This window comes from Pseudomonas sp. IT-P44, assembly GCF_949768225.1.
Lineage (GTDB): Bacteria > Pseudomonadota > Gammaproteobacteria > Pseudomonadales > Pseudomonadaceae > Aquipseudomonas > Aquipseudomonas migulae.
This window is the reverse complement of record NZ_CATKQM010000013.1, coordinates 172,091-193,226: the sequence shown is the minus strand read 5'-3', so window position 1 is coordinate 193,226 and position 21,136 is coordinate 172,091. Positions and strand designations below refer to the sequence as shown.

The following is a 21,136-nucleotide window of genomic DNA, read 5'->3' as shown; positions in this document are numbered from 1 at the left end:
AAACTGGCTCATTCAGGCCGGCGGCTGATTTAAGTAATAAGTACCAATGATATGAATCACCGGCACTATCAGCACACACACATACATCATAATTTTATGGAGGCGCCTTTCTCTGACTTGTCTAAACAACCCCAGCAGCGCCACTAACGAACATAAAATCGCCAACACACCAAAAAAATCGCTATCAGCAACGCTTGCCAAATAGTCTCGAAAAGTCATTTGTTGAACTCCATAAAATTCCACCTATAAAACAGGAATTTCTTCAGGAAATCTTCAGCCATTGCCCCTGTACTTTCATTACGGTAAGTCCAACCCACCGCATGCTTTGTGTAATATCCTTTCTCTATCGGCATTCCCGCGTAGCCCGAGTTTTGCGGATCAGCCATGTTTGATCCAAGCCATTTTTGAATCGTAGTGAAAGGACGGACGCTTACTCCGCTTGTGTTGCCCTGCCTAATTTCGATTTTCGACTCGTTGACACTCACGGTAATTTGAACGTGGTGGGCGATGTCCTTGGGCCGGTCCAATGCTTGAGCGAGGATATCTCCAGGTAGCAAGGCCTCGGCTGTCTCGACCGATAACGTATTTTCGCCAACTCGCTGCATATCTGGGGCGCCGTAAGTCAACATGACCATTTCGCAGAAACCATACATGTGCGATAGGTAGCGATCATGCTCAGCGGCAGAGTAGTTCTCCATATTTCTATAGGTTCTTACTCCGGTTTTTAGCTTAATCGGCAACCCGCGACTAGAGGAAAATTCACAAAGCAATCTGAGTGCGAAATCTTCACAGGTGAATTTATTTCCGCTAACCGCCCCCTCTTTAGTCCAGTATTTTTCTACGATAAGCCGTTCTGCTATCTCTGGTGCTTCTTTGTGATAGTCAGCAATATCCGCATCAGTCCAGAAAGCAGTTGTTTTCCAGAACACCTTGTAAGTAACTTTTTTTGGTGCTTTGTCTTCCTTTGGAGTAAGTGCAATTGAGCGCGCCATTAATGTAGATAGAACTTCTGCACTCATACCATTGCCCCCCCAATCGCAGCGTGAAAGTCGAAGGCTTCACCTTCCTTACCACCGACTAACTGGGTTCTTCCCATCGCATCGCTCTGGCCAGAGATGACCTGACCTTTAGCCGTAGTGATCTGATAGGGAATATCCTGCAGAGGATTTCCATCCTGATCTTCCATCACTACATGCTGAGTGTGGGTAAACAGCATTAACGGCAACGGTGGAACAAACGGCACCGGCGAATGCGAATTCCCGATAATCACCGTCCCGGACCCGGCCGTAACCTTGTTGCCATGAGTCCCGACGGAATCCACTGTCGCAGCCGGTTTCCCGTTAATCAAAACCGTCGTCGCCAACCCGCCCGACATCGCACCACCACACGCCGAGGCATCGCCTTGGCGGGCGGCCGCGAGGCCGTCGAAGAAGACGTCGCCGGAACCGGCGGCGATCGGGTTGGTGCCGTGGCCGGGGAGCGGGCAAGCGGTGGGGTCGGATACGCGTGCTGCTGGTTTTCCTGACATTGGGCTCTCCTTAATTGACCTTGGCTTGATGACTGTTCATTGCTCAACCACACACTGGAATTTTCCAGCCCTCGTAACCCGTCGCTGTCGGATAGATCGCATGAGCGTTTACCCATTGCGCCCGTTCATCCGTCGTGAATTCGTTCTGCCAGATCAACCATTCAGACGACTTCAACAACGTGCCGTCTTTTGCGTACACCCTGAAAAAGGCTTCACTGGTGAAAAGACGGAAGATCTTTCCGGGAATGCCAAGAGCCGAATACTGCGGAATGTAGGAATTGATGTAACAAGTCCCAGACTCGTTCCAGACTGTGGAGTACATGTGAGCGAGCCTTGAAGCCGTCACTTTCATGTAGCAAGCAGCCAACACCAGAGCAGCGGCAGTCAGGGCGATCAGCAGCAAAGCGCGACGCACGATCATTGCCACCGTACTTAGACCCCTCAATCGCATATCCCTAGCTCACCTTGACTTGACCGCTGCCATCCAGGCGCGCGGCGAAACTGACCTGGCGCTTGAAACCATCAACTTCCAACAGGCCTTCGATGCTGAAGGACAGGCGAAGCTGATCGTTGTCACGCGGCAGGGAGATGACACGCACGTTGCTCAGGCGCGGTTCGTAGGCTTCGATGAAGCTTTCGATGGCCAGGCGGGCCTGACTCAGGGAGTCGTGCAGGCTCAGGCGCATGTCATTGAGATCGGGTAGCCCGTAATCGGACAGCGTTTGCACGCTGCCCGCACGGGTGCTGAGCATCTTGGCCAGATGGGCAGCCACGGACGCCATGGCGGAGACCTCGCGGCTCCAGCCGACGCGTTTGTCCGCGTCGCCACCCAGGCGTTCGAAAAGGCTGCCGTATCCAGTCATGAGTTAGCTCCGCTTACTCTTTGTCCAGCTTGCCAACCAGCGACAGGGTGAAATCGGCACCCATGTACTTGAAGTGCGGGCGCACGTTCAGGCTGACGCGATACCAGCCAGGCTCGCCTTCGACATCGCTGACGATGATCTGGGCAGCGCGCAGTGGACGACGGCCACGAACTTCGGCGCTCGGGTTTTCCTGATCGGCCACGTACTGGCGGATCCACTTGTTCAGTTCCAGCTCGAGGTCGGTGCGCTCTTTCCACGAACCGAGTTGCTCGCGCTGCAGCACTTTCAAGTAGTGAGCCAGGCGGTTGACGATCATCATGTACGGCAGTTGGGTGCCGAGCTTGTAGTTCAGCTCTGCGGCCTTGCCTTCTGCGCTGATGCCGAAGAACTTCGGCTTCTGCACCGAGCTTGCGGAGAAGAACGCCGCGTTGTCGGAGCCTTTGCGCATGGTCAGGGAGATGAAGCCTTCCTCGGCCAGTTCGTATTCACGACGGTCGCTGACCAATACCTCGGTAGGGATTTTGGTTTCGATTTCGCCCATGCTTTCGAAGTGGTGCAACGGCAGGTCTTCAACCGCGCCACCGCTCTGTGGGCCGATGATGTTCGGGCACCAGCGGAATTTGGCGAAGCTGTCGGTCAGCTTGGTGCCGAACGCGTAGGCGGTGTTGCCCCACAGGTAGTGCTCGTGGCTGTTGGCGACGGTTTCTTTGTACACGAACGATTTGACCGGGTTTTCTTCCGGATCGTACGGGTTGCGCAGCAGGAAACGCGGCACGGTCAGGCCAATGTAACGGGAGTCTTCCGACTGGCGGAAGCTCTGCCATTTGGCGAATTGCGGACCTTCGAAGTGATCTTTCAGATCCTTCAGGTCCGGCAGGCCGGTGAAGCTTTCCAGGCCGAAGAATTTCGGGCCGGCGGCGGCAATGAACGGCGCGTGGGACATACACGCAACGCTGGACACGTACTGCATCAGTTTCACGTCCGGCGAGCTTGGGGACATGAAGTAGTTAGCGATGATCGCGCCTACCGGCTGACCACCGAACTGGCCGTATTCAGCGGTGTAGATGTGCTTGTACAGGCCAGCCTGCATCACTTCCGGCGAATCTTCGAAATCGTCCAACAGGTCTTCTTTGGAGACGTTGAGGATTTCGATCTTGATGTTTTCGCGGAAGTTGGTGCGGTCGACCAGCAACTGCAGGCCACGCCACGACGATTCCAGGGACTGGAAGTCCGGGTGGTGGAGGATCTCGTCCATCTGACGGCTGAGCTTGGCATCGATCTCGGCGATCATGCGGTCAACCATGGCTTTCTTGACCGGCTCGCCGTTGTTCTGCGGCTTGAGCAGCTCTTCGATGAAGGCCGACACACCGCGCTTGGCGATGTCGTAGGCTTCGTCGTCCGGGGTCAGGCGGGTTTCGGCGATGATGCTGTCGAGAATGCTGTATTCGCCGTTCTCGTTACTCTTTTGCTGCGCTGCACTCGTGCTCATGTTGGCTTCCTTGGCTGATGGAGACTCAGACGTCCTGGGCTGCGGCGTTCAGGCCCAGCTCACCCAGTACGCGACCGCGGGATTCGTCGTCGGCGAGAACGCCTTCGATGGCTTTGCGGAACGCAGGCGCGTTACCCAGCGGGCCTTTGAGGGCCACCAGCGCGTCGCGCAGTTCCATCAGTTTTTTCAGCTCAGGCACTTGCTCGACCAGGCTGGCCGGGTTGAAGTCCTTCATCGAGTTGACGCGCAGTTTCACGGCCAGTTCTTCAGTGTCGCTTTCTTCCTGAAGACGGTTCGGTACGCTCAGTGTCAGCTGCAGCTCTTGCTTGGCCAGCACCTCGTCGAAGGTCATCTTGTCGATGCTGATCGGCTTGCGATCTTCGACTTTGCGTTCGTCCTTGCGGTGGGTGTAGTCACCGATTGCCAGTAGTTTCAACGGCAGTTCGATCTCTTCCTGGGCACCACCGGTGGCAGGTTTGAACGTGACGTTGATGCGTTCCTTGGGGGCTACCGAGCCTTCTTTGGCCATGGCTTTTCTCCTTGCGGTTGTGGCCCTGGGGCCTATTCGAGTACCACTTCGAGATCGAGGTGGCACAGCCTGCGATAAATCTCTTCCTTGCGTTCACGTACGGCATGGTTCTGCGGCAACAACTCGCAGCAGCTATGCAGTAAATGCAGCACTTCCAGCGCAAGATCGGGCTCCCAGGCGTGCAGGCCTGAGTCCTGTAATGTTTGGTCGAGGGTTTCGAGTTGGGTCTTGGCCAGTTCGTATTTCTTGGCCATGAAGCACAGCCGCGCGAGGGCGAACTGCCAGAAGAACCGCACGCGCCCGCCGTTGGCGCTTTGCAGGCCCTGCTTGAGGATTTGCACAGCGGCCTTGAGGCCGTCCTTGCGCAGAATCGGCAGGACCTCTTCGAGGGCCAGTTCCCAGGCGGGCTGGGTGTCGGCGACTTCGACTTTGCGCGGCGCACTGGCGCTTTGCAGGTGCGGCATGACGTTGGCGCTGATCCAGGCGCGGGTGGCCGGATCGGCAAACGGCGCGCCGTCATGGAAGCGCAATTCGACGATACCGGGCAGGCGCTGAACCAAAAGCGCGAAGTGGATTTCCACTTCGCGCATCGCCATTTCTGCGTTGAGTGCCTGGAGGCATTCCCAGACCATTCGCTGGCCATCGAACCAGAACGGCGCCTTCGCCAGGCTCGCCTCCAGTTCCACCAACAGGTCAGCGTATTTGCCCTGGTCGTAACGGTCCTGATAGGCCTTGAGCTTGTCCGCCGGCAAGCCGCGCAGCACGGTGATCTGCTCGGCGTTACGTTCGGGGACAGCGTCGATGGGCAACCACAACAGCGTGCGATTGAGGCGCAGGGCACGCAGGTCGGTGGCTTTCTGCTTGAGCCACCAGGCGCACAGCGGCCGGGCGCTTTCTTGCTGCGCGCGCAGGGCTTTGTGGGCTTCTTTTTCGTTGTCGATCGGCGCGCCGGGCGTCAACAGTTGCGTCGCGACTTGTTTGACCTGAGCCACGGCCGCACCGACCACGCCTGGTTCCGGCTGGTTGTCGGCGGCGCGTTGCACCATGTTTTTCAGACGGCGGGAGATTGGCAGCAGCAACGGCGCGTCATCGCCCAGGTGCTCGGTGCACGCGGCGTCGAGGCCTTCCAGGTGTTCCACCAGACGGCGGAACATCGGCAACTGCTCTTTGATCGCGACGTTTTCGGTCAGCACCTGCTCAAGACGCGGCACCAGCCAACTGATCGCAGCGGAGCGCGTACGTGCCTTGTTCGGGTGGACTTCGGCCCAGTGGCTTTCGCACAGGTAGTGCAGCAAACCGAGGCCCGCGAGCAGGCCTTGGAAGGATTCGCGCTGGTACAGGGCCCAGGTCAGCCAGGCGCCGACGCGCAAATCCTTGGACTGGGTGCGCAGCAGGTTTTCGCTGTTTTCACGGATTTTCAGCCAGTCGATCTGACCGCTTTCGTGCATGGACGAGGCTTTGGCCAGCTCGCTTTCCAGTGACTCATATTCGCTCGAAAAGCGAACATCCTCGCCCGCGAAATTCTCTTTGGAAACAGAGGCTTTTGCGAGATCGAGGTAATGAGCAGAAAGTTTGCTTGAGTAGGACATCCATGGCCTTTAGTTTGGATTACGGTCATACGCTCATTGGAGTTCCAACGGCGTGAGACAGAATCAAAGAGCTGCGAAATGTCTCATCCAATTGAGATCGTGCTCTTTCAAAGTGGGCGCATCGTACTCACGATGATGGCCACTAGCAAGCACCCGATTAAACAATAAGACGAAGCGTCCCTAATTCACGTAGGAGAATTCCTTATATATCGCAAGGGATTCCCTGATAGCTGTTTAATATTTCCACACCTGATGTATTGGGCTGAAAGCCACGACCTAGAGCCACCGCCTCCAAACATCCGCCATCGCTATTTATGGAATCGCTGACGCAGGCTTGAATCATGACAAGAATAAAAAACAATAAATGTAGGAGGCTTCCGAAAGGTGCTGTCATTTTTTGACAGAAAAGCAGCGACAACAGCCCGAGAGAAAAGTGCCATCACTATGATGGCAGTTTGATATAGGCTTAAGTTCCACAATGGAACTTCCGGTATCGCAATATTTTTAATACGAGGATTATTGAAGTGCCAACATTTCCGATGGTTAAACACCCTTCAAGAGTGCTTGTTTAAAACACCTCAAGGTTACGTCCTGCAAGCTACAACACCTTGCGTCGTTGCCTACGGCTACGCCAGAATCCGCCGGCTTGTGCGCCTTGGGGGCGGTCGGTAACTTGGTTCGTGTCACTGCTCATCAGTGATCGGGTTTAGTCGCCCGGCTAGTCATCTACGGTTGCACAAGTGTCATCCAGTCAGGTGTTTGCCTGCACTTGATGGTGGCTGTGCGCATGGCGCCCTTGGGCGCGCCGGGTTTTGGTGACTTTACCGGTCGACTAACTTGCGCACAGCCGCCTCCTTTTCGTTTAGTCGCGAAATGGTCACGGCCCTACTAAAGGAAAGTAACCATGTTCAAGGTCACACCAAACCCACCGGAAACCGATCCGGTTTCCCCATACGAAAGCCCCGACTCAAACAAACTCAACGAAGCCGCCGAACGCGCCCTCGACCATCACTTCCCGCCAACCGAACCCAAACCACCGAAACACAACGGCCAACTCTTCAGCGTCTGCCCCGGCATCAACACCGAAGCCCTCCTCGCCAACGCCTCGGAAGACCTGCTATCCATCAGCGCCATCGCCGCCGACCTCGCCGACGATGTGGACGGCTCACGCCGCTCCGTAGCCCTGGCGCTCAGTCGTATGGCTGACGGGGTGCATTTGTTGGTGGAGCGGGCGCTGGATCACCTCGATGATCCGGAAATGGCGGCGATTTTCGCCAGGCAACAAAGTCGAACCGGCTGATTCGCCACGCACGTAAACCTGTAGGAGCCGGCTTGCTGGCGATGGCGGTGTGTCAGGCGAAATTGATGTTGGTTGATAGGACGCTATCGCCGGCAAGCCGGCTCCTACAGTGAGTGTTGTCAGCTGAAAAGATGGGGAGGCCCTTGTCGCTGAATTACTGCGGGGGGAGTGGGGAATTCGCTGGCACATAGGACTGTAGGAGCCAGCTTGCTGGCGATGGCGGTGTGTCAGGCAACATTGATGTTGATTGATCCACCGCTATCGCCAGCAAGCCGGCTCCTACAATGGTTTTGTGTTGTCTGATCCGTGGGCGCCCGGCATGAACCTCGTCAGCCATAAAAAATGGGCACCCAACCTGGTTGGCGTGCCCATTTTTTGTTCCGCTCACCCGCTATGCGGGCGTCGGTGCGTGTTACGGATTAACGCTGTCTTTCAACGATTTGCCTGGCTTGAACGCAACGGTGTTGCTGGCCTTGATTTTGACGGGCTCACCGGTTTGCGGGTTTTTGCCGGTGCGTGCGCCGCGGTGGCGTTGCAGGAAGGTGCCGAAGCCGACCAGCGTCACGCTGTCCTTGCGGTGCAGGGCGCCGGTGATTTCTTCGAGAACGGCGTTGAGAACGCGGTTGGCCTGTTCTTTGGTGAGATCTGCTTTTTCCGCGATGGCGGCGGCGAGTTCTGGTTTACGCATTAGTGAAGCCCCTTTGACGGTTTTTTGTTGTTATGTCCGTGCTGTTCTCGTTGGAACAGCGCCCAAAGCGCCGCAGGTGCTCTACTCTGCGGCAGACGGGAGTGAGAATGGCACGCACGGAAGAGCCGCGCCAGTCTCGGCGCGACGTTTGTGGGGGCAAAAGCGGGGTGATTCCGACAGAACGACCGGTATTTACGCCAGCAGCGGCGGAAGTTCTTTGTTCAGTGCGAGTTTTTCCATTACCGCCGTGCCTGTCAGGGCATAACCGAGCAGTTTTCCGGCGGCATCGCGGCATAAAACCTTGATGTCAGCGCCCTGCCCTTCGACGGTCCAGACGCCCTCCAAACCCCGTGGCGGCGGGGATACCACCAACGGGCAAACCGGCGTTTTGACGGTGATCGGCATCGCGCCGTAGCTCACCGCTGTCGGGTTGCCGGCGAGGGTTTGTGCCAGCGCTCTCGCACAGCTCATGAGGGGCATCACGTACAGCAGATTCAGCCCGTCGACTTCGGCGCAGTCGCCCAGGGCGTAGATGTTTGCGTGGGAGGTTTTCAGGTGACGGTCGACCACTACGCCGCGATTGACCTGCACACCGGCGGCGGCCGCCAGGTCGATGCGCGGACGCAGGCCGATGGCGGAGACCACCACGTCACACGGGATCACCTGACCGTCCGACAGATGCGCTTCCAAACCCTCTTCAACACGCTGCAAGCGGTTGAGCACCGGCCCGAGGTGGAAACGTGCGCCGAGGCTTTCCAGCCCGGCCTGGACCGCAGCGGCTGCCGCCGGGTGCAGCAAGGTCGGCATGACCTGTTCGCACGGTGCAACCAGTTGCACCTCGTAACCGCCAAGGATCAGGTCATTGGCGAATTCACAGCCGATCAGGCCGGCACCGAGCAACAGCACCCGACGTTTGCCGGCCGCTGCCGCACGAAAGCGCGCGTAGTCTTCGAGGTCGTTGATCGGGAACACGGCGTCCGCCGCATCACCTTCGATGGGCACGCGCACGGTTTCGGCGCCCCAGGCCAGGATCAGGTCGCGGTAGATCACTGATTCTTCGCCGATCCACAGGCGTTTGTGGCCCGGGTCGATGCCGCTGATGCGCGTGTGGGTGCGCACTTCGGCCTTCAGCTGTTCGGCCATGGCGCCGGGTTCGGCCATGCTCAGGCCGTCGGCGTCTTTGTTCTTGCCGAAGCCCGTGGAGAGCATCGGCTTGGAGTAGGAGCGCCCGTCATCGGCGGTAATCAGCAGCAGCGGGGTTTCGCTATCGAGTTTGCGAAACTCCCGGGCGAGGTTGTAGCCAGCCAGCCCGGTGCCGACGATCACGACAGGTGCGTTCATTCCTTACTCCTCTAAATGTCTTAGTTGATTTCGATCATTTCGAAATCCATCTTGCCGACGCCGCAGTCCGGGCACAGCCAGTCTTCCGGCACGTCTTGCCACAGGGTGCCCGGCGCAATGCCGTCATCCGGCCAGCCGTCGGCTTCGTTGTAGATCAGGCCGCAGACCACACATTGCCACTTTTTCATTCAGGTACATCCTCAGGATTCAGGCTTATTGCCGGCGCGAACGGTCGATGGTTGCAGCGCTGCCGTCCGGCTCAGGGCGTTTTGTACTGATCGGGCCCGGCAGATGCAAGCCTGTTCGACGCAATGGGGCGCCGGATCAATCAAAATCACCGACCGACATGGTAAGCTCGCCGCCTCATTTGCTGCCAATAATGACTCACTGTGCCGCACTCAAAACCTCCTTTCTGGCTTCCCCAAAGCCGACTTTCGCCGCTCCCCGACACGTCTACCCTCGACTGGTTGTTCGACGAAGGTTCGCTGACCCGACGGCTGACCCGTCTGTCGAATGACAGCTTCAGCGTCACGCCGCTTTTCGAAGGCTGGCAACCGCTGCGCGCGGACGAATGTGCGGCACTGGACCTGGCCGAAGACAGTGAAGGCTGGGTGCGCGAGGTGTATCTGCGCGGCCACGGTGAAGCCTGGGTGTTCGCCCGCAGTGTGGCGGCACGCAGCGCGTTGCAGGGCGACGGGTTGCACATGGACGAGTTGGGCAGTCGCTCGCTGGGCGAGTTGCTGTTTTGCGATCAGGCGTTTCAGCGTCGCGCCATCGAGGTTTGTCACTATCCTCAGGAGTGGCTGCCGGTGGAGTGCCGAGCACCTGAATTGTGGGGCCGTCGCTCGCGCTTCGACCGTGGCGCCTTGAGCGTGCTGGTGGCCGAGATTTTCCTGCCGACCTTGTGGCACGCCACCCGCGCCCATCCGGAGAACTGCTGATGTACCAGAGCCTGCTCAAGTCCCTGAACCGCTTGAACCCTCGGGCCTGGGATTTCATTCAGCTGACGCGCATGGACAAACCCATCGGCATTTATCTGCTGCTGTGGCCGACGCTGTGGGCGCTGTGGATTGCCGGTAAAGGTTCGCCGTCGCTGGCCAACGTGGTGATCTTCGTGCTCGGCGTGGTGCTGACCCGCGCCGGCGGTTGCGTGATCAACGACTGGGCGGACCGCAAGGTCGATGGCCATGTGAAACGCACCGAACAGCGCCCGCTGCCGAGCGGCAAGATCAGCTCCAAAGAAGCGCTGGTGTTCTTTGCATTGCTGATGGGCGTGAGTTTCCTGCTGGTGTTGTGCACCAATGCGGCAACGGTGTGGTTGTCGTTCGGCGGTTTGGCGCTGGCCTTCACTTACCCGTTCATGAAGCGCTACACCTATTACCCGCAAGTGGTGCTGGGCGCGGCGTTTTCCTGGGGGATGCCGATGGCGTTCACCGCCGAAACCGGCGAACTGCCGGCAGCGGCGTGGCTGCTGTGGATCGCCAACCTGCTGTGGACGGTGGGTTATGACACCTATTACGCGATGACTGATCGCGACGACGACTTGAAGATCGGTGTGAAATCCACGGCGATTCTGTTTGGCGAGGCGGACCGGGTGATCATCCTGACCTTGCAAGGCTTGGCGTTGGGTTGCCTGCTGCTGGCCGGGTCGAAATTCGAGCTGGGTGGCTGGTTCCACTTGGGATTGCTGGCGGCGGCGGGCTGTTTTGCGTGGGAGTTCTGGTACACCCGTGGCAAGGACCGGATGCGCTGCTTCAAGGCGTTCTTGCACAACCATTGGGCGGGGTTGGCGATTTTTGTGGGGATTGTTTTGGATTACGCGATGCGGTGAGGCGGCTGACGCCTTCGCGGGCAAGCCTCGCTCCTACGGAAACGAGGCCGCCGTTTCGGATCGGGCTTACATCTTCGGCCCTTGGAGCACGTGCCAGACGTCCTTCACTTTGTCGCCCGTTTTGTCACCCGGTTTCGCGTCCTTCTTGAAGTAGTACAGCGGTTTGCCCTTATAGGCCCACTGCATCGTGCCATCGTCACGCGTGACGATTGTCCAGTCACCTTCGGCCTTGGCGCCCGCTTCCGCCTTGAACGGTGGCCAGTACTCTGCACATTCACCAGTGCACACCGACTTGCCAGCGGTGGTGTCCTTGTCGAACGTGTACAGGGTCATGCCCTTGTGGTCCGCCATCACACCGTCTTTCATCATCACAGGCTCAGCCGCGAAGGCCATTGCCGGCAACGCCAGGGCTGCGGTCAGCATCAAAGCCTTGAAGGAATGCGAGTATTTCTTCATGGAAACCTTCCTTTTGTGGTTGTCAGGATTCGGACTTAGAGCTTAGTTCAGGTTCGCGACAATCGCCGGGCGACTAAAATACTGTCACACGACTGCAATAATTCCGTTATCTAATGCGGCGCAAGACAGTTAAATGACAAGAGGATTAAAGGCATGGTTGGCAGGAGCATTCTGATCGTCGACGACGAAGCGCCCATTCGCGAAATGATCGCCGTTGCGTTGGAAATGGCCGGCTACGACTGCCTGGAGGCCGAAAATTCGCAACAGGCCCACGCGATCATCGTCGACCGTAAACCGGACCTGATCCTGCTCGACTGGATGCTGCCCGGCACCTCCGGCATCGAGCTGGCCCGCCGCCTCAAGCGCGATGAACTGACCGGGGACATCCCGATCATCATGCTCACCGCCAAGGGCGAAGAGGACAACAAGATCCAGGGCCTGGAAGTTGGCGCCGACGACTACATCACCAAACCGTTTTCCCCTCGTGAGCTGGTTGCGCGCCTCAAAGCCGTGCTGCGCCGCGCCGGCCCTACCGATGGCGAGGCACCGATTGAAGTCGGCGGCCTGCTGCTGGACCCGATCAGCCACCGCGTGACCATCGACGGCAAACCCGCCGAGATGGGCCCGACCGAATACCGCTTGCTGCAATTCTTCATGACCCACCAGGAACGCGCCTACACCCGTGGCCAGTTGCTGGATCAGGTGTGGGGCGGCAATGTGTATGTCGAGGAGCGCACCGTCGACGTGCACATCCGTCGCCTGCGCAAAGCCCTCGGTGATGCCTACGAAAATCTGGTACAAACCGTGCGCGGCACCGGCTACCGGTTTTCCACCAAAGCCTGATTCAGCCCTTTCCCGCCCGACAAGCTGACAAGGACGCGCGTTCAAGTGAACCAAAACTGGCATGGCACCCTGATTCGCCACATGCTGCTACTGGTCACCGCCTGCCTGGTGATCGGCCTGATTACCGGCTACTACGGCTGGAGCCTCGCTGCGGGCCTGGGCCTTTACCTGGCCTGGACCCTCAAGCAATTGCTGCGTCTGCACGAGTGGCTGCGCCTGCACAAACCCGATGAAGCGCCGCCCGATGGCTACGGCCTGTGGGGCGAAGTGTTCGACAGCATCTATCACCTGCAACGCCGCGACCAACGCGTGCGCGGACGCCTGCAAGCGGTGATCGACCGGGTCCAGGAATCCACCGCCGCGCTGAAAGACGCAGTGATCATGCTCGACACCGACGGCAACCTCGAATGGTGGAACCGCGCCGCGGAAACCCTGCTCGGTCTCAAAACGCCGCAGGACAGTGGCCAGCCAGTGACCAACCTGGTGCGCCATCCGCGCTTCAAGGAATACTTCGAGCAGGACAGCTACGCCGAACCGCTGGAAATCCCCTCGCCGATCAACGATCGACTGCGCATTCAGCTGTACATCACCCGCTACGGCAACAATGAACACTTGATGCTGGTGCGCGACGTGACGCGCATCCATCAGCTGGAACAGATGCGCAAAGACTTTATCGCCAACGTTTCCCATGAACTGCGCACGCCGCTGACGGTGATCTGCGGGTATCTGGAAACCCTGCTCGACAACGTCGATGACGTGAACCCGCGCTGGACCCGTGCCCTGCAGCAAATGCAGCAGCAAGGCGGGCGCATGCAGACGTTGCTCAACGACTTGCTGCTGCTGGCCAAGCTGGAAGCCACCGATTACCCGTCGGACAACCAGCCCGTGGCCATCGATGGCTTGCTGCAATCGATCAAGGGCGACGCTCAGCAACTGTCCGGGCAGAAAAACCAGCGCATCACCCTGGAAGCCGATCCGACGATTCTGCTCAAGGGCAGCGAAGCCGAATTGCGCAGTGCGTTTTCCAACCTGGTGTTCAACGCGGTGAAATACACCCCGGCCGAAGGCAATATCCGCATTCGCTGGTGGGCTGACGAGCAAGGCGCGCACCTGAGCGTGCAGGATTCCGGGATCGGCATTGACAGCAAACACCTGCCGCGCCTGACCGAACGGTTCTACCGCGTCGATTCCAGCCGCAACTCCAACACCGGCGGCACCGGGCTTGGGCTGGCAATCGTCAAACATGTGCTGCTGCGCCACCGCGCACGGATGGAAATCAGCAGCGTGCCGGGCCACGGCAGTACGTTTACCTGCCATTTCGCGCCCGCCCAGGTCACCAAATCCCGGGTCATCAGCACGGCCGACTGATACCGGCCAGCATTCGCCACTAGGCAAGCACCCGGTCAGCCGCTACATTGGCTGACTTGTGCCTGCCCTTCAGGCACCGCATTGACCCCCTTTTCGAATACACGGAACCCGCAAAACTCCATCATGGACCCTTCCCCTGGCTTGACCCTCGCAACACTCTTTGCCGACTTCGGCATGATTCTTTTTGCTCTGATCCTGGTGTTGCTCAACGGATTTTTCGTTGCGGCGGAATTTGCCATGGTCAAACTGCGCTCGACCCGGGTCGAGGCCATCGCTGATAAAAACGGCTGGCGCGGGCACATCCTGCGCACCGTTCACAGTCAGCTCGATGCCTACCTGTCAGCGTGCCAATTGGGTATCACACTCGCCTCCCTGGGCCTCGGCTGGGTTGGTGAACCGGCGTTCGCGCACATCCTCGAACCGCTGCTGGAAGCCGTCGGCGTGCAGTCGGCCGAAGTGATCAAGGCCGTGTCGTTCTTCGCCGCGTTCTTCGTTATCTCGTACCTGCACATCGTGGTGGGTGAACTGGCGCCGAAATCCTGGGCCATCCGCAAACCCGAATTGCTGTCGCTGTGGACCGCCGTGCCGCTGTACTTGTTCTATTGGGCGATGTACCCGGCGATTTACCTGCTCAACGCCAGCGCCAACACCATCCTGCGCATTGCTGGCCAGGGTGAACCCGGCCCCCATCACGAGCACCATTACAGCCGCGAAGAACTGAAACTGATCCTGCACTCCAGCCGTGGCCAGGACCCGAGCGACCAAGGCATGCGCGTATTGGCCTCGGCCGTGGAAATGGGCGAGCTGGAAGTGGTCGACTGGGCCAACTCCCGCGAAGACCTGGTGACGCTGGAGTTCAACGCGCCGCTCAAGGAGATCCTGGCGATGTTCCGTCGCCACAAGTTCAGCCGTTATCCGGTGTACGACAGCGATCGCCAGGAGTTCGTCGGCCTGCTGCACATCAAGGACCTGCTGCTGGAACTGGCCGCGCTGGACCACATTCCCGAGTCGTTCAACCTGGCTGAGCTGACCCGACCGCTGGAACGCGTGTCGCGCCACATGCCGCTGTCGCAATTGCTGGAGCAGTTCCGCAAAGGCGGCTCACACTTCGCACTGGTCGAAGAGGCCGATGGCAACGTCATCGGCTACCTGACCATGGAAGACGTGCTGGAAGTGCTGGTCGGCGACATTCAGGACGAACACCGCAAGGCCGAGCGCGGGATCCTCGCGTACCAGCCAGGCAAGCTGCTGGTTCGCGGCGATACGCCGTTGTTCAAGGTCGAGCGCCTGCTGGGCATTGACCTGGACCACGTCGAAGCCGAAACCCTCGCCGGGCTGGTGTATGAATCCCTGAAACGGGTGCCGGAAGAGGAAGAAGTGCTGGAAGTTGAAGGTTTGCGAATCATCATCAAGAAGATGAAAGGGCCGAAGATTATTTTGGCCAAGGTGTTGATGCTGGATTGATCGGCTGATCCGGAACCATATCGATCCCTTCGCGGGCAAGCCTCGCTCCTACAGGTTCACACCGTACTGTAGGAGCGAGGCTTGCCCGCGAAAGCGTCAGTCCGGACCACACATCACTGTTTGCCCAACGCAAAGTTGGGCAATGCCCCCACCGGTTGATTGAACTGGTACGGAATCGACACAAGCCCCATCCCCGTATTGCGCTGCACCACGAAATGCAGGTGCGGCCCGCTGCTGTTGCCGGTGTTGCCCGACAGCGCCAGCGGACTGCCCACCGACACCCGCTGCCCCTCGCGAACACTCACCGAACCTCGCTTGAGGTGCAAGTACACGCCCATCGTCCCGTCATCGTGCAGCACCCGCACGAAATTGCCTGACGGATCGTTGCCGCGCCCGGTCTGGGCGTTCTCGGTTTTCACCACTACCCCGCCCCGCGCGGCAATGATCGGCGTGCCCTCAGGCATCGCGATATCCATGGCGTAGCGATTCTTGGGGCCGAAGTGGCTGTATTGGCCATTGGCGCCCTGGCTCAGCCGAAACGGTCCACCGCGCCAGGGGAACGGGTATCGATAGGCCATGGCGGCCCCTGAGGGATCACCCAGGAAGTATTCAAATCTGGGGGTGTACGCGAGCGGCCTTTCGGCCCGCGTCGCCGTGAGCAGCGCCAGACGAATGCTGCTGCGCGCCGGCATGACCCGGCGAATCGGTCGGCTCGGCGCACCGCTGACGTTCTGCAGCCCGGCGAAACTCAACTCGATCTGTACCGGCGCGTACAGGTCGTTGCGCACGTACACGCTGTCCACGCCTTTTTTCTTGGTGATGACGAGGTACACCTGACGCTCAAGGTGCTCGACCATGCGATCACGAAAAGTGAACACCTTGGAGCCTTTCGTGGGGCGGTCGCTGTAGGAGACCACGCCATTGGCATCGGTGGATTTGTAGATGGTCATGGCCATGGCCGTAGAGGACGCCATGAACAGACCACAGCAAAACAGCAGGCGCGCGAGCATGGGCAGGATTCTGTCGAGTAAGGCCTGGGGATGAGCCTAGCAGCTGCAATGGACCCGGGTAGTCGGCAGATGTTTCAAAATGGGCAGGTCGGGGGGATGTGTGGTGAATCTAATGGCCCCTTCGCGGGCAAGCCTCGCTCCTACAGGTTCACACCGTACTGTAGGAGCGAGGCTTGCCCGCGAAGGCGGACTGTCAGGCGACGAAGGTTATGCGCCTGGAACGAAATGCTTCTGCGCCGTACCACGTGCTATCAAACGGGAGATGTAATCCAGTTTCTGCGCATCCTGGTCGACAAAGCGGAACGTCAGTTGCAGCCATTCGCTGTCGGGTTTCTGCTCGTGGGCGACGATGGCGTGCAGGTAACCGTTCAGGCGGGCGACTTCAGCGTTGTCGCCCTGTTCCAGATCGAGCACGGCGCTGTCGAGCACTTGCGGCAGGGCTTCGCTGCGTTTGACCACCAGCAGCGCTTCCTTGAGGCTCAACGCCTTGATCACGCATTGCTGAATGCCATTGGGCAGGCGCAATTGGCCTTGGCCACGACCACCGGTAGGCGCTGCAGACGCCGCCGGCGCTTTTACCGGCGGGCTGTTGAGCAGGCCACGGGACGGGGCAGCCGCCGCGGGTGCTGGCGCGGGTGCAGCGGCGGCAGGTCGGGCAATCGGTGCAGCAGCAGGTGCAACGCTGGCCATGGCAGGCTTGCCGCCGGTCAACGCGCTCAAGGAATCATTGCCGAACGCCGAGTTCATTTTGGTCGGTGCGCTGTTCATCAAGGTGTCGAGCTTGCCTACCTTGTTCAGCGCCTGCTTGACCTTGGTCAGCAGTTGTTCGTTGGTGAACGGCTTGCTGACGTAGCCGGATACACCGGCCTGAATCGCCTGGACAACGTTCTCTTTGTCGCCACGGCTGGTCACCATGACGAAGGGCATGGTCTTGAGATTGTCCTGCTCGCGGCACCAGGTCAGCAGTTCCAGGCCGGACATTTCCGGCATTTCCCAGTCGCACAGGACCAGGTCGAACGCTTCCCGCGCCAGCAAGGCCTGAGCCTTCTTGCCGTTGACCGCGTCTTCGATCCGGATCCCCGGGAAGTAGTTGCGCAGGCACTTCTTCACCAGGTCACGAATGAACGACGCATCATCCACGACCAATACACTGACCTTACTCATCCATCACCCCTTTAAAAAATCCCGGCAAGCATACCGCTTTACTGATGGCGCATCGCCATAAACCTTCAGTCACGCCGGGACTTTTCGTTCGCGGGTGCTGCATTCAAATTCACAAACCCGTAAACAAAAACGCCCGGCCAAAAGGCCGGGCGCTTTACTTGGGCAATCTTACTTATCGTCAACTTTGCCCGGAACATTAGCGGTTTCACCACTTGTGCCTTCAACTTCTTCTTTCATGCGCTTGAGGCCCAAGTGACGCACGTCGGTGCCGCGCACCAGATAAATCACCAGCTCGGAAATATTGCGCGCGTGGTCGCCGATGCGCTCCAGCGAACGCAGCACCCAGATGATGCTCAAGACCCGCGAGATAGAGCGCGGGTCTTCCATCATGTAGGTGGCGAGCTCGCGCAGGGCGGTCTTGTATTCGCGGTCGATGATCTTGTCGTACTGCGCCACCGACAACGCCAGGTCGGCGTCGAAACGGGCAAACGCGTCCAGTGCATCGCGAACCATGTTGCGCACCTGGTCGCCGATGTGGCGCACCTCGACATAGCCGCGCGGGGCTTCGCCTTCTTCACACAACTGGATGGCGCGACGGGCGATCTTGGTTGCTTCGTCACCGATGCGCTCAAGGTCGATCACCGACTTGGAGATGCTGATGATCAGCCGCAAGTCGGACGCGGCCGGCTGACGACGGGCCAGAATGCGCAGGCATTCTTCGTCGATGTTGCGCTCCATCTGGTTGATCTGGTCGTCGATCTCGCGCACTTGCTGGGCCAGGCCGGAGTCGGCCTCGATCAGCGCAGTGACCGCGTCGTTGACCTGTTTCTCGACCAGCCCGCCCATGGCCAGGAGGTGGCTGCGCACTTCCTCGAGCTCAGCGTTGAACTGCTGGGAGATGTGATGGGTAAGGCCTTCTTTGCTAATCATGTTGGCGTCCTTGGAGCGTCCGGTAAGGTGCGGTGGACCGCAGCGTCAGTTCAGTGAGCAACAACAGCTTCCTAGCCGTAGCGACCAGTGATGTAGTCTTCGGTCTGCTTCTTCGCCGGATTGGTGAACAAGGTGTCGGTATCGCCGAATTCCACCAGTTTGCCCATGTACATGAACGCCGTGTAGTCGGAAACCCGCGCGGCCTGTTGCATGTTGTGGGTCACGATGACGATGGTGAATTTCGATTTCAGTTCGTAGATCAGCTCTTCGACTTTCAGCGTCGAGATCGGGTCGAGTGCCGAGCACGGTTCGTCGAGCAGCAGCACTTCCGGTTCCACGGCGATGGTGCGCGCGATCACCAGACGTTGCTGTTGACCACCGGACAGGCCGAGTGCCGACTCGTGCAGACGGTCTTTGACTTCGTCCCACAGCGCCGCGCCTTTCAACGCCCACTCGACGGCTTCGTCGAGGACGCGCTTTTTGTTGATGCCCTGGATGCGCAGGCCGTAAACCACGTTTTCGTAAATGGTTTTCGGGAACGGGTTCGGCTTCTGGAACACCATGCCGACACGACGACGCAGCTCGGCCACGTCTTCGCCCTTGCGGTAGATGTTGTTGCCGTAGAGGTTGATTTCACCTTCTACGCGGCAGCCGTCAACCAGGTCGTTCATGCGGTTGAAGGTGCGCAGCAGCGTGGACTTGCCGCAGCCGGACGGGCCGATGAAGGCGGTCACGCGCTGTTTCGGAATGTTCATGCTGACGTCGTACAGCGCTTGTTTGTCGCCGTAGAACAGGCTCAGGCCCGGCACTTCAATGGCCACGGTTTCCTGCGCAAGGCTCAGGCTCTGTTTGTCGCGGCCCAGGGCAGACATGTTGATGCCGTGGGTATGTGTTTCGTGCTGCATGGGAAGCTCCCTGTGCTGACAAATTCGGTTCGGTTGTCCGCTGGCCTCACATAATGGGCCAGCGGTGTTGCCGTCCTGTAGGAGCGAGGCTTGCCCGCGAAGGCGTCCTTGAAATCGCCTTCGCCGGCAAGCCTGGCTCCTACAGGGAGCGGCGCTAAATCAGCTATCCAGCGCTTTGTATTTCTCGCGCAGGTGGTTACGGATATAAACGGCCGACAGGTTCAATGTCGCGATCACCAGCACCAGCAGCAACGCGGTGGCGTACACCAGCGGTCGTGCGGCTTCGACGTTCGGGCTCTGGAAGCCGACGTCATAAATATGGAAGCCCAGGTGCATGATCTTCTGGTCAAGGTGCAGGTACGGGTAGTTGCCATCCAGCGGCAGCGACGGCGCCAGTTTCACCACACCCACCAGCATCAGCGGCGCCACTTCACCGGCGGCGCGAGCCACGGCGAGGATCATCCCGGTCATCATTGCCGGGCTGGCCATCGGCAGCACGATCTTCCACAAGGTTTCCGCCTTGGTCGCGCCGAGGGCCAACGAGCCTTCACGCACGGTGCGAGGAATCCGCGCCAGGCCTTCTTCGGTGGCCACGATCACCACCGGCACCGCCAGCAGCGCCAGGGTCAACGAAGCCCAGAGCAGACCCGGCGTACCGAAGGTCGGTGCCGGCAGCGCTTCAGGGAAGAACAACCGGTCGACCGAGCCGCCCAGCACGTAAACGAAGAAGCCCAGACCGAACACGCCATAAACGATCGCCGGAACGCCCGCCAGGTTGTTCACGGCGATGCGGATAATCCGCGTCAGCGTGTTCTGCTTGGCGTATTCACGCAGGTAAACCGCCGCCAGTACGCCGAACGGAGTCACGATCATTGCCATGATCAGGGTCATCATCACGGTGCCGAAGATGGCCGGGAAAATCCCGCCTTCGGTGTTCGCTTCACGCGGGTCGTCGCTGAGGAATTCCCAGACCTTGCTGAAGTAGAAACCTATCTTGGTCATCGTCCCCATGGCGTTCGGCTGATAGGCGTGAACCACTTTGCCGATGCCGATTTCAATCTCTTTGCCGTTGGCGTCGCGGGCCGTCAGGCTGTCGCGATTGAACTGGGCGTGCAGGTCGTTCAGGCGTGCTTCGATGTCCTGATAACGTGCGTTCAGCTCGGCGCGCTCGGATTCCATGTCCGCTTGTGCGGTGGCATCGAGCTTGCCGGCCAGTTCCAGTTTGCGACCGTGCAGACGGATGCGTTCGAGACCTGAGTTGATCGCGCCGATGTCGACTTTTTCCAGGGTCTTGAGCTGAGAGGCGAGCTGGTTGACGCGGGCAACACGGGCCTGCAACTCAGGCCACGCGGCTTCGCCTTCAGCGATGACCTTGCCGTCCTGTTTGACGTTGACCAGGTAGCCGTAGAAGTTGCCCCACTCGCGACGCTCGATGGCCATCAGCTCAGGCGGCGTCTTCTGGTTGGTCAGCCACTCACCGACGATCCAGGTGAAGTCGTTGCCATTCAAGTCGCGGTTGCCGACCTTGATCAGCTCGCGGGTCATGAACTCCGGGCCTTCGTCAGGCACTGGCAGCCCGGCGCTTTTCAGGCGCGCGCGCGGCACTTCTTCTTTCTGTACCACTTCGCCGATGACCAGGTGATTGGCCTGGCCCGGCACGTCGTAGCTGGCGTGAATCAAATCCGCCGGCCAGAAGTGACCCAGACCGCGCACGGCAATCACCGCCAGCAGGCCAATGGTCATGATGACCGCGATGGACACCGCGCCACCGCTGATCCAGACGCCGGGGGCGCCGCTCTTGAACCATCCATTCAGGGAGTTCTGTTTCACAGACTTCT

At 59.2% G+C, this 21,136-nt stretch carries 23 protein-coding genes; 6 read left to right on the top strand and 17 right to left on the bottom strand.

From position 1 onward, the window contains the following. Positions 1-12: 12 nt before the first annotated feature. From ACM6IO_RS07865 to tssA, 8 genes are read right to left on the bottom strand one after another with little or no spacing between them, the layout of a single operon-like run. Positions 13-219, bottom strand: a complete 207-nt coding sequence (locus tag ACM6IO_RS07865; RefSeq protein ID WP_008030673.1) for a hypothetical protein — start codon at positions 217-219, stop codon at positions 13-15. After that, positions 216-1,019 (bottom strand): hypothetical protein, encoded by an 804-nt coding sequence (locus ACM6IO_RS07860; RefSeq protein WP_192420511.1) that lies wholly within the window; start codon positions 1,017-1,019, stop codon positions 216-218. The genes ACM6IO_RS07865 and ACM6IO_RS07860 overlap by 4 nt, the downstream gene beginning before the upstream one ends. Continuing rightward, entirely contained in the window at positions 1,016-1,528 is a 513-nt protein-coding gene (locus ACM6IO_RS07855) for a PAAR domain-containing protein (RefSeq protein ID WP_414911253.1), read from the bottom strand. The genes ACM6IO_RS07860 and ACM6IO_RS07855 overlap by 4 nt, the downstream gene beginning before the upstream one ends. Positions 1,529-1,571: 43 nt before the next feature. Next, entirely contained in the window at positions 1,572-1,949 is a 378-nt protein-coding gene (locus tag ACM6IO_RS07850) for a hypothetical protein (RefSeq protein ID WP_235864454.1), read from the bottom strand. A 34-nt stretch (positions 1,950-1,983) separates the two neighbouring features. Further along, positions 1,984-2,391: a type VI secretion system baseplate subunit TssE gene (gene tssE, locus ACM6IO_RS07845; RefSeq protein WP_008030677.1), complete on the bottom strand. Its 408-nt coding sequence runs from the start codon at positions 2,389-2,391 to the stop codon at positions 1,984-1,986. Positions 2,392-2,404: 13 nt separating this feature from the next. Continuing rightward, positions 2,405-3,880, bottom strand: a complete 1,476-nt coding sequence (gene tssC, locus ACM6IO_RS07840; RefSeq protein WP_008030678.1) for a type VI secretion system contractile sheath large subunit — start codon at positions 3,878-3,880, stop codon at positions 2,405-2,407. 25 nt (positions 3,881-3,905) lie between these two features. Next, positions 3,906-4,409, bottom strand: coding sequence for a type VI secretion system contractile sheath small subunit (gene tssB / locus ACM6IO_RS07835; RefSeq protein WP_008030679.1), 504 nt, complete (start codon positions 4,407-4,409; stop codon positions 3,906-3,908). A 32-nt stretch (positions 4,410-4,441) separates the two neighbouring features. Beyond that, complete coding sequence (gene tssA / locus ACM6IO_RS07830; RefSeq protein ID WP_008038109.1) at positions 4,442-5,998, bottom strand: type VI secretion system protein TssA; 1,557 nt, start codon at positions 5,996-5,998, stop codon at positions 4,442-4,444. A gap of 904 nt (positions 5,999-6,902) precedes the next feature. On the opposite strand from tssA, the gene ACM6IO_RS07825 reads away from it, so the two are divergent. After that, positions 6,903-7,298 carry a DUF6124 family protein gene (locus tag ACM6IO_RS07825; protein ID WP_192228184.1) on the top strand — a complete coding sequence of 132 codons (396 nt, stop codon included), beginning with the start codon at positions 6,903-6,905 and terminating at the stop codon, positions 7,296-7,298. Between the two features lie 412 nt (positions 7,299-7,710). Here the strand turns inward: ACM6IO_RS07825 and ACM6IO_RS07820 are convergent, their stop codons facing one another. The 3 genes from ACM6IO_RS07820 to ACM6IO_RS07810 all read right to left on the bottom strand — a co-directional run bounded on the left by ACM6IO_RS07820 (position 7,711) and on the right by ACM6IO_RS07810 (position 9,515). Beyond that, positions 7,711-7,986, bottom strand: a complete 276-nt coding sequence (locus ACM6IO_RS07820) for an HU family DNA-binding protein (protein ID WP_003213368.1) — start codon at positions 7,984-7,986, stop codon at positions 7,711-7,713. 192 nt (positions 7,987-8,178) lie between these two features. Beyond that, positions 8,179-9,327 carry an NAD(P)/FAD-dependent oxidoreductase gene (locus ACM6IO_RS07815; RefSeq protein WP_192228183.1) on the bottom strand — a complete coding sequence of 383 codons (1,149 nt, stop codon included), beginning with the start codon at positions 9,325-9,327 and terminating at the stop codon, positions 8,179-8,181. A 20-nt stretch (positions 9,328-9,347) separates the two neighbouring features. Further along, complete coding sequence (locus ACM6IO_RS07810; RefSeq protein ID WP_007954349.1) at positions 9,348-9,515, bottom strand: rubredoxin; 168 nt, start codon at positions 9,513-9,515, stop codon at positions 9,348-9,350. Between the two features lie 201 nt (positions 9,516-9,716). On the opposite strand from ACM6IO_RS07810, the gene ACM6IO_RS07805 reads away from it, so the two are divergent. Both ACM6IO_RS07805 and ubiA read left to right on the top strand, forming a co-directional pair. After that, the gene (locus tag ACM6IO_RS07805) at positions 9,717-10,268 is read left to right on the top strand and encodes a chorismate--pyruvate lyase family protein (protein WP_008038114.1); all 552 of its coding nucleotides are present in this window, start codon (positions 9,717-9,719) and stop codon (positions 10,266-10,268) included. Next, complete coding sequence (gene ubiA, locus ACM6IO_RS07800; RefSeq protein ID WP_414911252.1) at positions 10,268-11,158, top strand: 4-hydroxybenzoate octaprenyltransferase; 891 nt, start codon at positions 10,268-10,270, stop codon at positions 11,156-11,158. Before ACM6IO_RS07805 ends, ubiA begins: the two co-directional genes overlap by 1 nt. 66 nt (positions 11,159-11,224) lie before the next feature. Here the strand turns inward: ubiA and ACM6IO_RS07795 are convergent, their stop codons facing one another. Further along, positions 11,225-11,614: a hypothetical protein gene (locus tag ACM6IO_RS07795; protein ID WP_192228182.1), complete on the bottom strand. Its 390-nt coding sequence runs from the start codon at positions 11,612-11,614 to the stop codon at positions 11,225-11,227. Positions 11,615-11,767: 153 nt separating this feature from the next. On the opposite strand from ACM6IO_RS07795, the gene phoB reads away from it, so the two are divergent. From phoB to ACM6IO_RS07780, 3 genes are all read left to right on the top strand, one after another. Then, entirely contained in the window at positions 11,768-12,457 is a 690-nt protein-coding gene (phoB, locus tag ACM6IO_RS07790; RefSeq protein ID WP_007896474.1) for a phosphate regulon transcriptional regulator PhoB, read from the top strand. Between the two features lie 81 nt (positions 12,458-12,538). Further along, positions 12,539-13,825 carry a phosphate regulon sensor histidine kinase PhoR gene (gene phoR / locus ACM6IO_RS07785; protein ID WP_230427582.1) on the top strand — a complete coding sequence of 429 codons (1,287 nt, stop codon included), beginning with the start codon at positions 12,539-12,541 and terminating at the stop codon, positions 13,823-13,825. Positions 13,826-13,948: 123 nt separating this feature from the next. After that, on the top strand, positions 13,949-15,289 hold the full coding sequence (locus ACM6IO_RS07780; RefSeq protein WP_008030693.1) for a hemolysin family protein: 1,341 nt from the start codon (positions 13,949-13,951) through the stop codon (positions 15,287-15,289). A gap of 113 nt (positions 15,290-15,402) precedes the next feature. On the opposite strand, the gene ACM6IO_RS07775 is transcribed toward ACM6IO_RS07780, so the two are convergent. From ACM6IO_RS07775 to pstA, 5 genes are all read right to left on the bottom strand, one after another. Next, a complete protein-coding gene (locus tag ACM6IO_RS07775; protein ID WP_192417719.1) occupies positions 15,403-16,299 on the bottom strand; it encodes a peptidoglycan DD-metalloendopeptidase family protein in 897 nt (298 codons plus the stop codon). 207 nt (positions 16,300-16,506) lie between these two features. After that, positions 16,507-17,463 carry a response regulator gene (locus ACM6IO_RS07770; RefSeq protein ID WP_008038130.1) on the bottom strand — a complete coding sequence of 319 codons (957 nt, stop codon included), beginning with the start codon at positions 17,461-17,463 and terminating at the stop codon, positions 16,507-16,509. A 168-nt stretch (positions 17,464-17,631) separates the two neighbouring features. Further along, a complete protein-coding gene (gene phoU, locus ACM6IO_RS07765) occupies positions 17,632-18,393 on the bottom strand; it encodes a phosphate signaling complex protein PhoU (RefSeq protein WP_008030696.1) in 762 nt (253 codons plus the stop codon). A gap of 71 nt (positions 18,394-18,464) precedes the next feature. Then, positions 18,465-19,298, bottom strand: coding sequence for a phosphate ABC transporter ATP-binding protein PstB (gene pstB, locus ACM6IO_RS07760; protein ID WP_008030698.1), 834 nt, complete (start codon positions 19,296-19,298; stop codon positions 18,465-18,467). A gap of 159 nt (positions 19,299-19,457) precedes the next feature. After that, positions 19,458-21,128, bottom strand: coding sequence for a phosphate ABC transporter permease PstA (gene pstA / locus ACM6IO_RS07755; RefSeq protein WP_008030699.1), 1,671 nt, complete (start codon positions 21,126-21,128; stop codon positions 19,458-19,460). Between the last annotated feature and the right edge of the window lie 8 nt (positions 21,129-21,136).

Excerpts from the sequence above, each read along its gene's own strand:
- ACM6IO_RS07865 (WP_008030673.1), bottom strand. The coding sequence starts at position 219 with ATGACTTTTCGAGACTATTTGGCAAGCGTTGCTGATAGCGATTTTTTT.
- ACM6IO_RS07860 (WP_192420511.1), bottom strand. The coding sequence starts at position 1,019 with ATGAGTGCAGAAGTTCTATCTACATTAATGGCGCGCTCAATTGCACTT.
- ACM6IO_RS07855 (WP_414911253.1), bottom strand. The coding sequence starts at position 1,528 with ATGTCAGGAAAACCAGCAGCACGCGTATCCGACCCCACCGCTTGCCCG.
- ACM6IO_RS07850 (WP_235864454.1), bottom strand. The coding sequence starts at position 1,949 with ATGATCGTGCGTCGCGCTTTGCTGCTGATCGCCCTGACTGCCGCTGCT.
- tssE (WP_008030677.1), bottom strand. The coding sequence starts at position 2,391 with ATGACTGGATACGGCAGCCTTTTCGAACGCCTGGGTGGCGACGCGGAC.
- tssC (WP_008030678.1), bottom strand. The coding sequence starts at position 3,880 with ATGAGCACGAGTGCAGCGCAGCAAAAGAGTAACGAGAACGGCGAATAC.
- tssB (WP_008030679.1), bottom strand. The coding sequence starts at position 4,409 with ATGGCCAAAGAAGGCTCGGTAGCCCCCAAGGAACGCATCAACGTCACG.
- tssA (WP_008038109.1), bottom strand. The coding sequence starts at position 5,998 with ATGTCCTACTCAAGCAAACTTTCTGCTCATTACCTCGATCTCGCAAAA.
- ACM6IO_RS07825 (WP_192228184.1), top strand. The coding sequence starts at position 6,903 with ATGTTCAAGGTCACACCAAACCCACCGGAAACCGATCCGGTTTCCCCA.
- ACM6IO_RS07820 (WP_003213368.1), bottom strand. The coding sequence starts at position 7,986 with ATGCGTAAACCAGAACTCGCCGCCGCCATCGCGGAAAAAGCAGATCTC.
- ACM6IO_RS07815 (WP_192228183.1), bottom strand. The coding sequence starts at position 9,327 with ATGAACGCACCTGTCGTGATCGTCGGCACCGGGCTGGCTGGCTACAAC.
- ACM6IO_RS07810 (WP_007954349.1), bottom strand. The coding sequence starts at position 9,515 with ATGAAAAAGTGGCAATGTGTGGTCTGCGGCCTGATCTACAACGAAGCC.
- ubiA (WP_414911252.1), top strand. The coding sequence starts at position 10,268 with ATGTACCAGAGCCTGCTCAAGTCCCTGAACCGCTTGAACCCTCGGGCC.
- ACM6IO_RS07795 (WP_192228182.1), bottom strand. The coding sequence starts at position 11,614 with ATGAAGAAATACTCGCATTCCTTCAAGGCTTTGATGCTGACCGCAGCC.
- phoB (WP_007896474.1), top strand. The coding sequence starts at position 11,768 with ATGGTTGGCAGGAGCATTCTGATCGTCGACGACGAAGCGCCCATTCGC.
- phoR (WP_230427582.1), top strand. The coding sequence starts at position 12,539 with ATGCTGCTACTGGTCACCGCCTGCCTGGTGATCGGCCTGATTACCGGC.
- ACM6IO_RS07780 (WP_008030693.1), top strand. The coding sequence starts at position 13,949 with ATGGACCCTTCCCCTGGCTTGACCCTCGCAACACTCTTTGCCGACTTC.
- ACM6IO_RS07775 (WP_192417719.1), bottom strand. The coding sequence starts at position 16,299 with ATGCTCGCGCGCCTGCTGTTTTGCTGTGGTCTGTTCATGGCGTCCTCT.
- ACM6IO_RS07770 (WP_008038130.1), bottom strand. The coding sequence starts at position 17,463 with ATGAGTAAGGTCAGTGTATTGGTCGTGGATGATGCGTCGTTCATTCGT.
- phoU (WP_008030696.1), bottom strand. The coding sequence starts at position 18,393 with ATGATTAGCAAAGAAGGCCTTACCCATCACATCTCCCAGCAGTTCAAC.
- pstB (WP_008030698.1), bottom strand. The coding sequence starts at position 19,298 with ATGCAGCACGAAACACATACCCACGGCATCAACATGTCTGCCCTGGGC.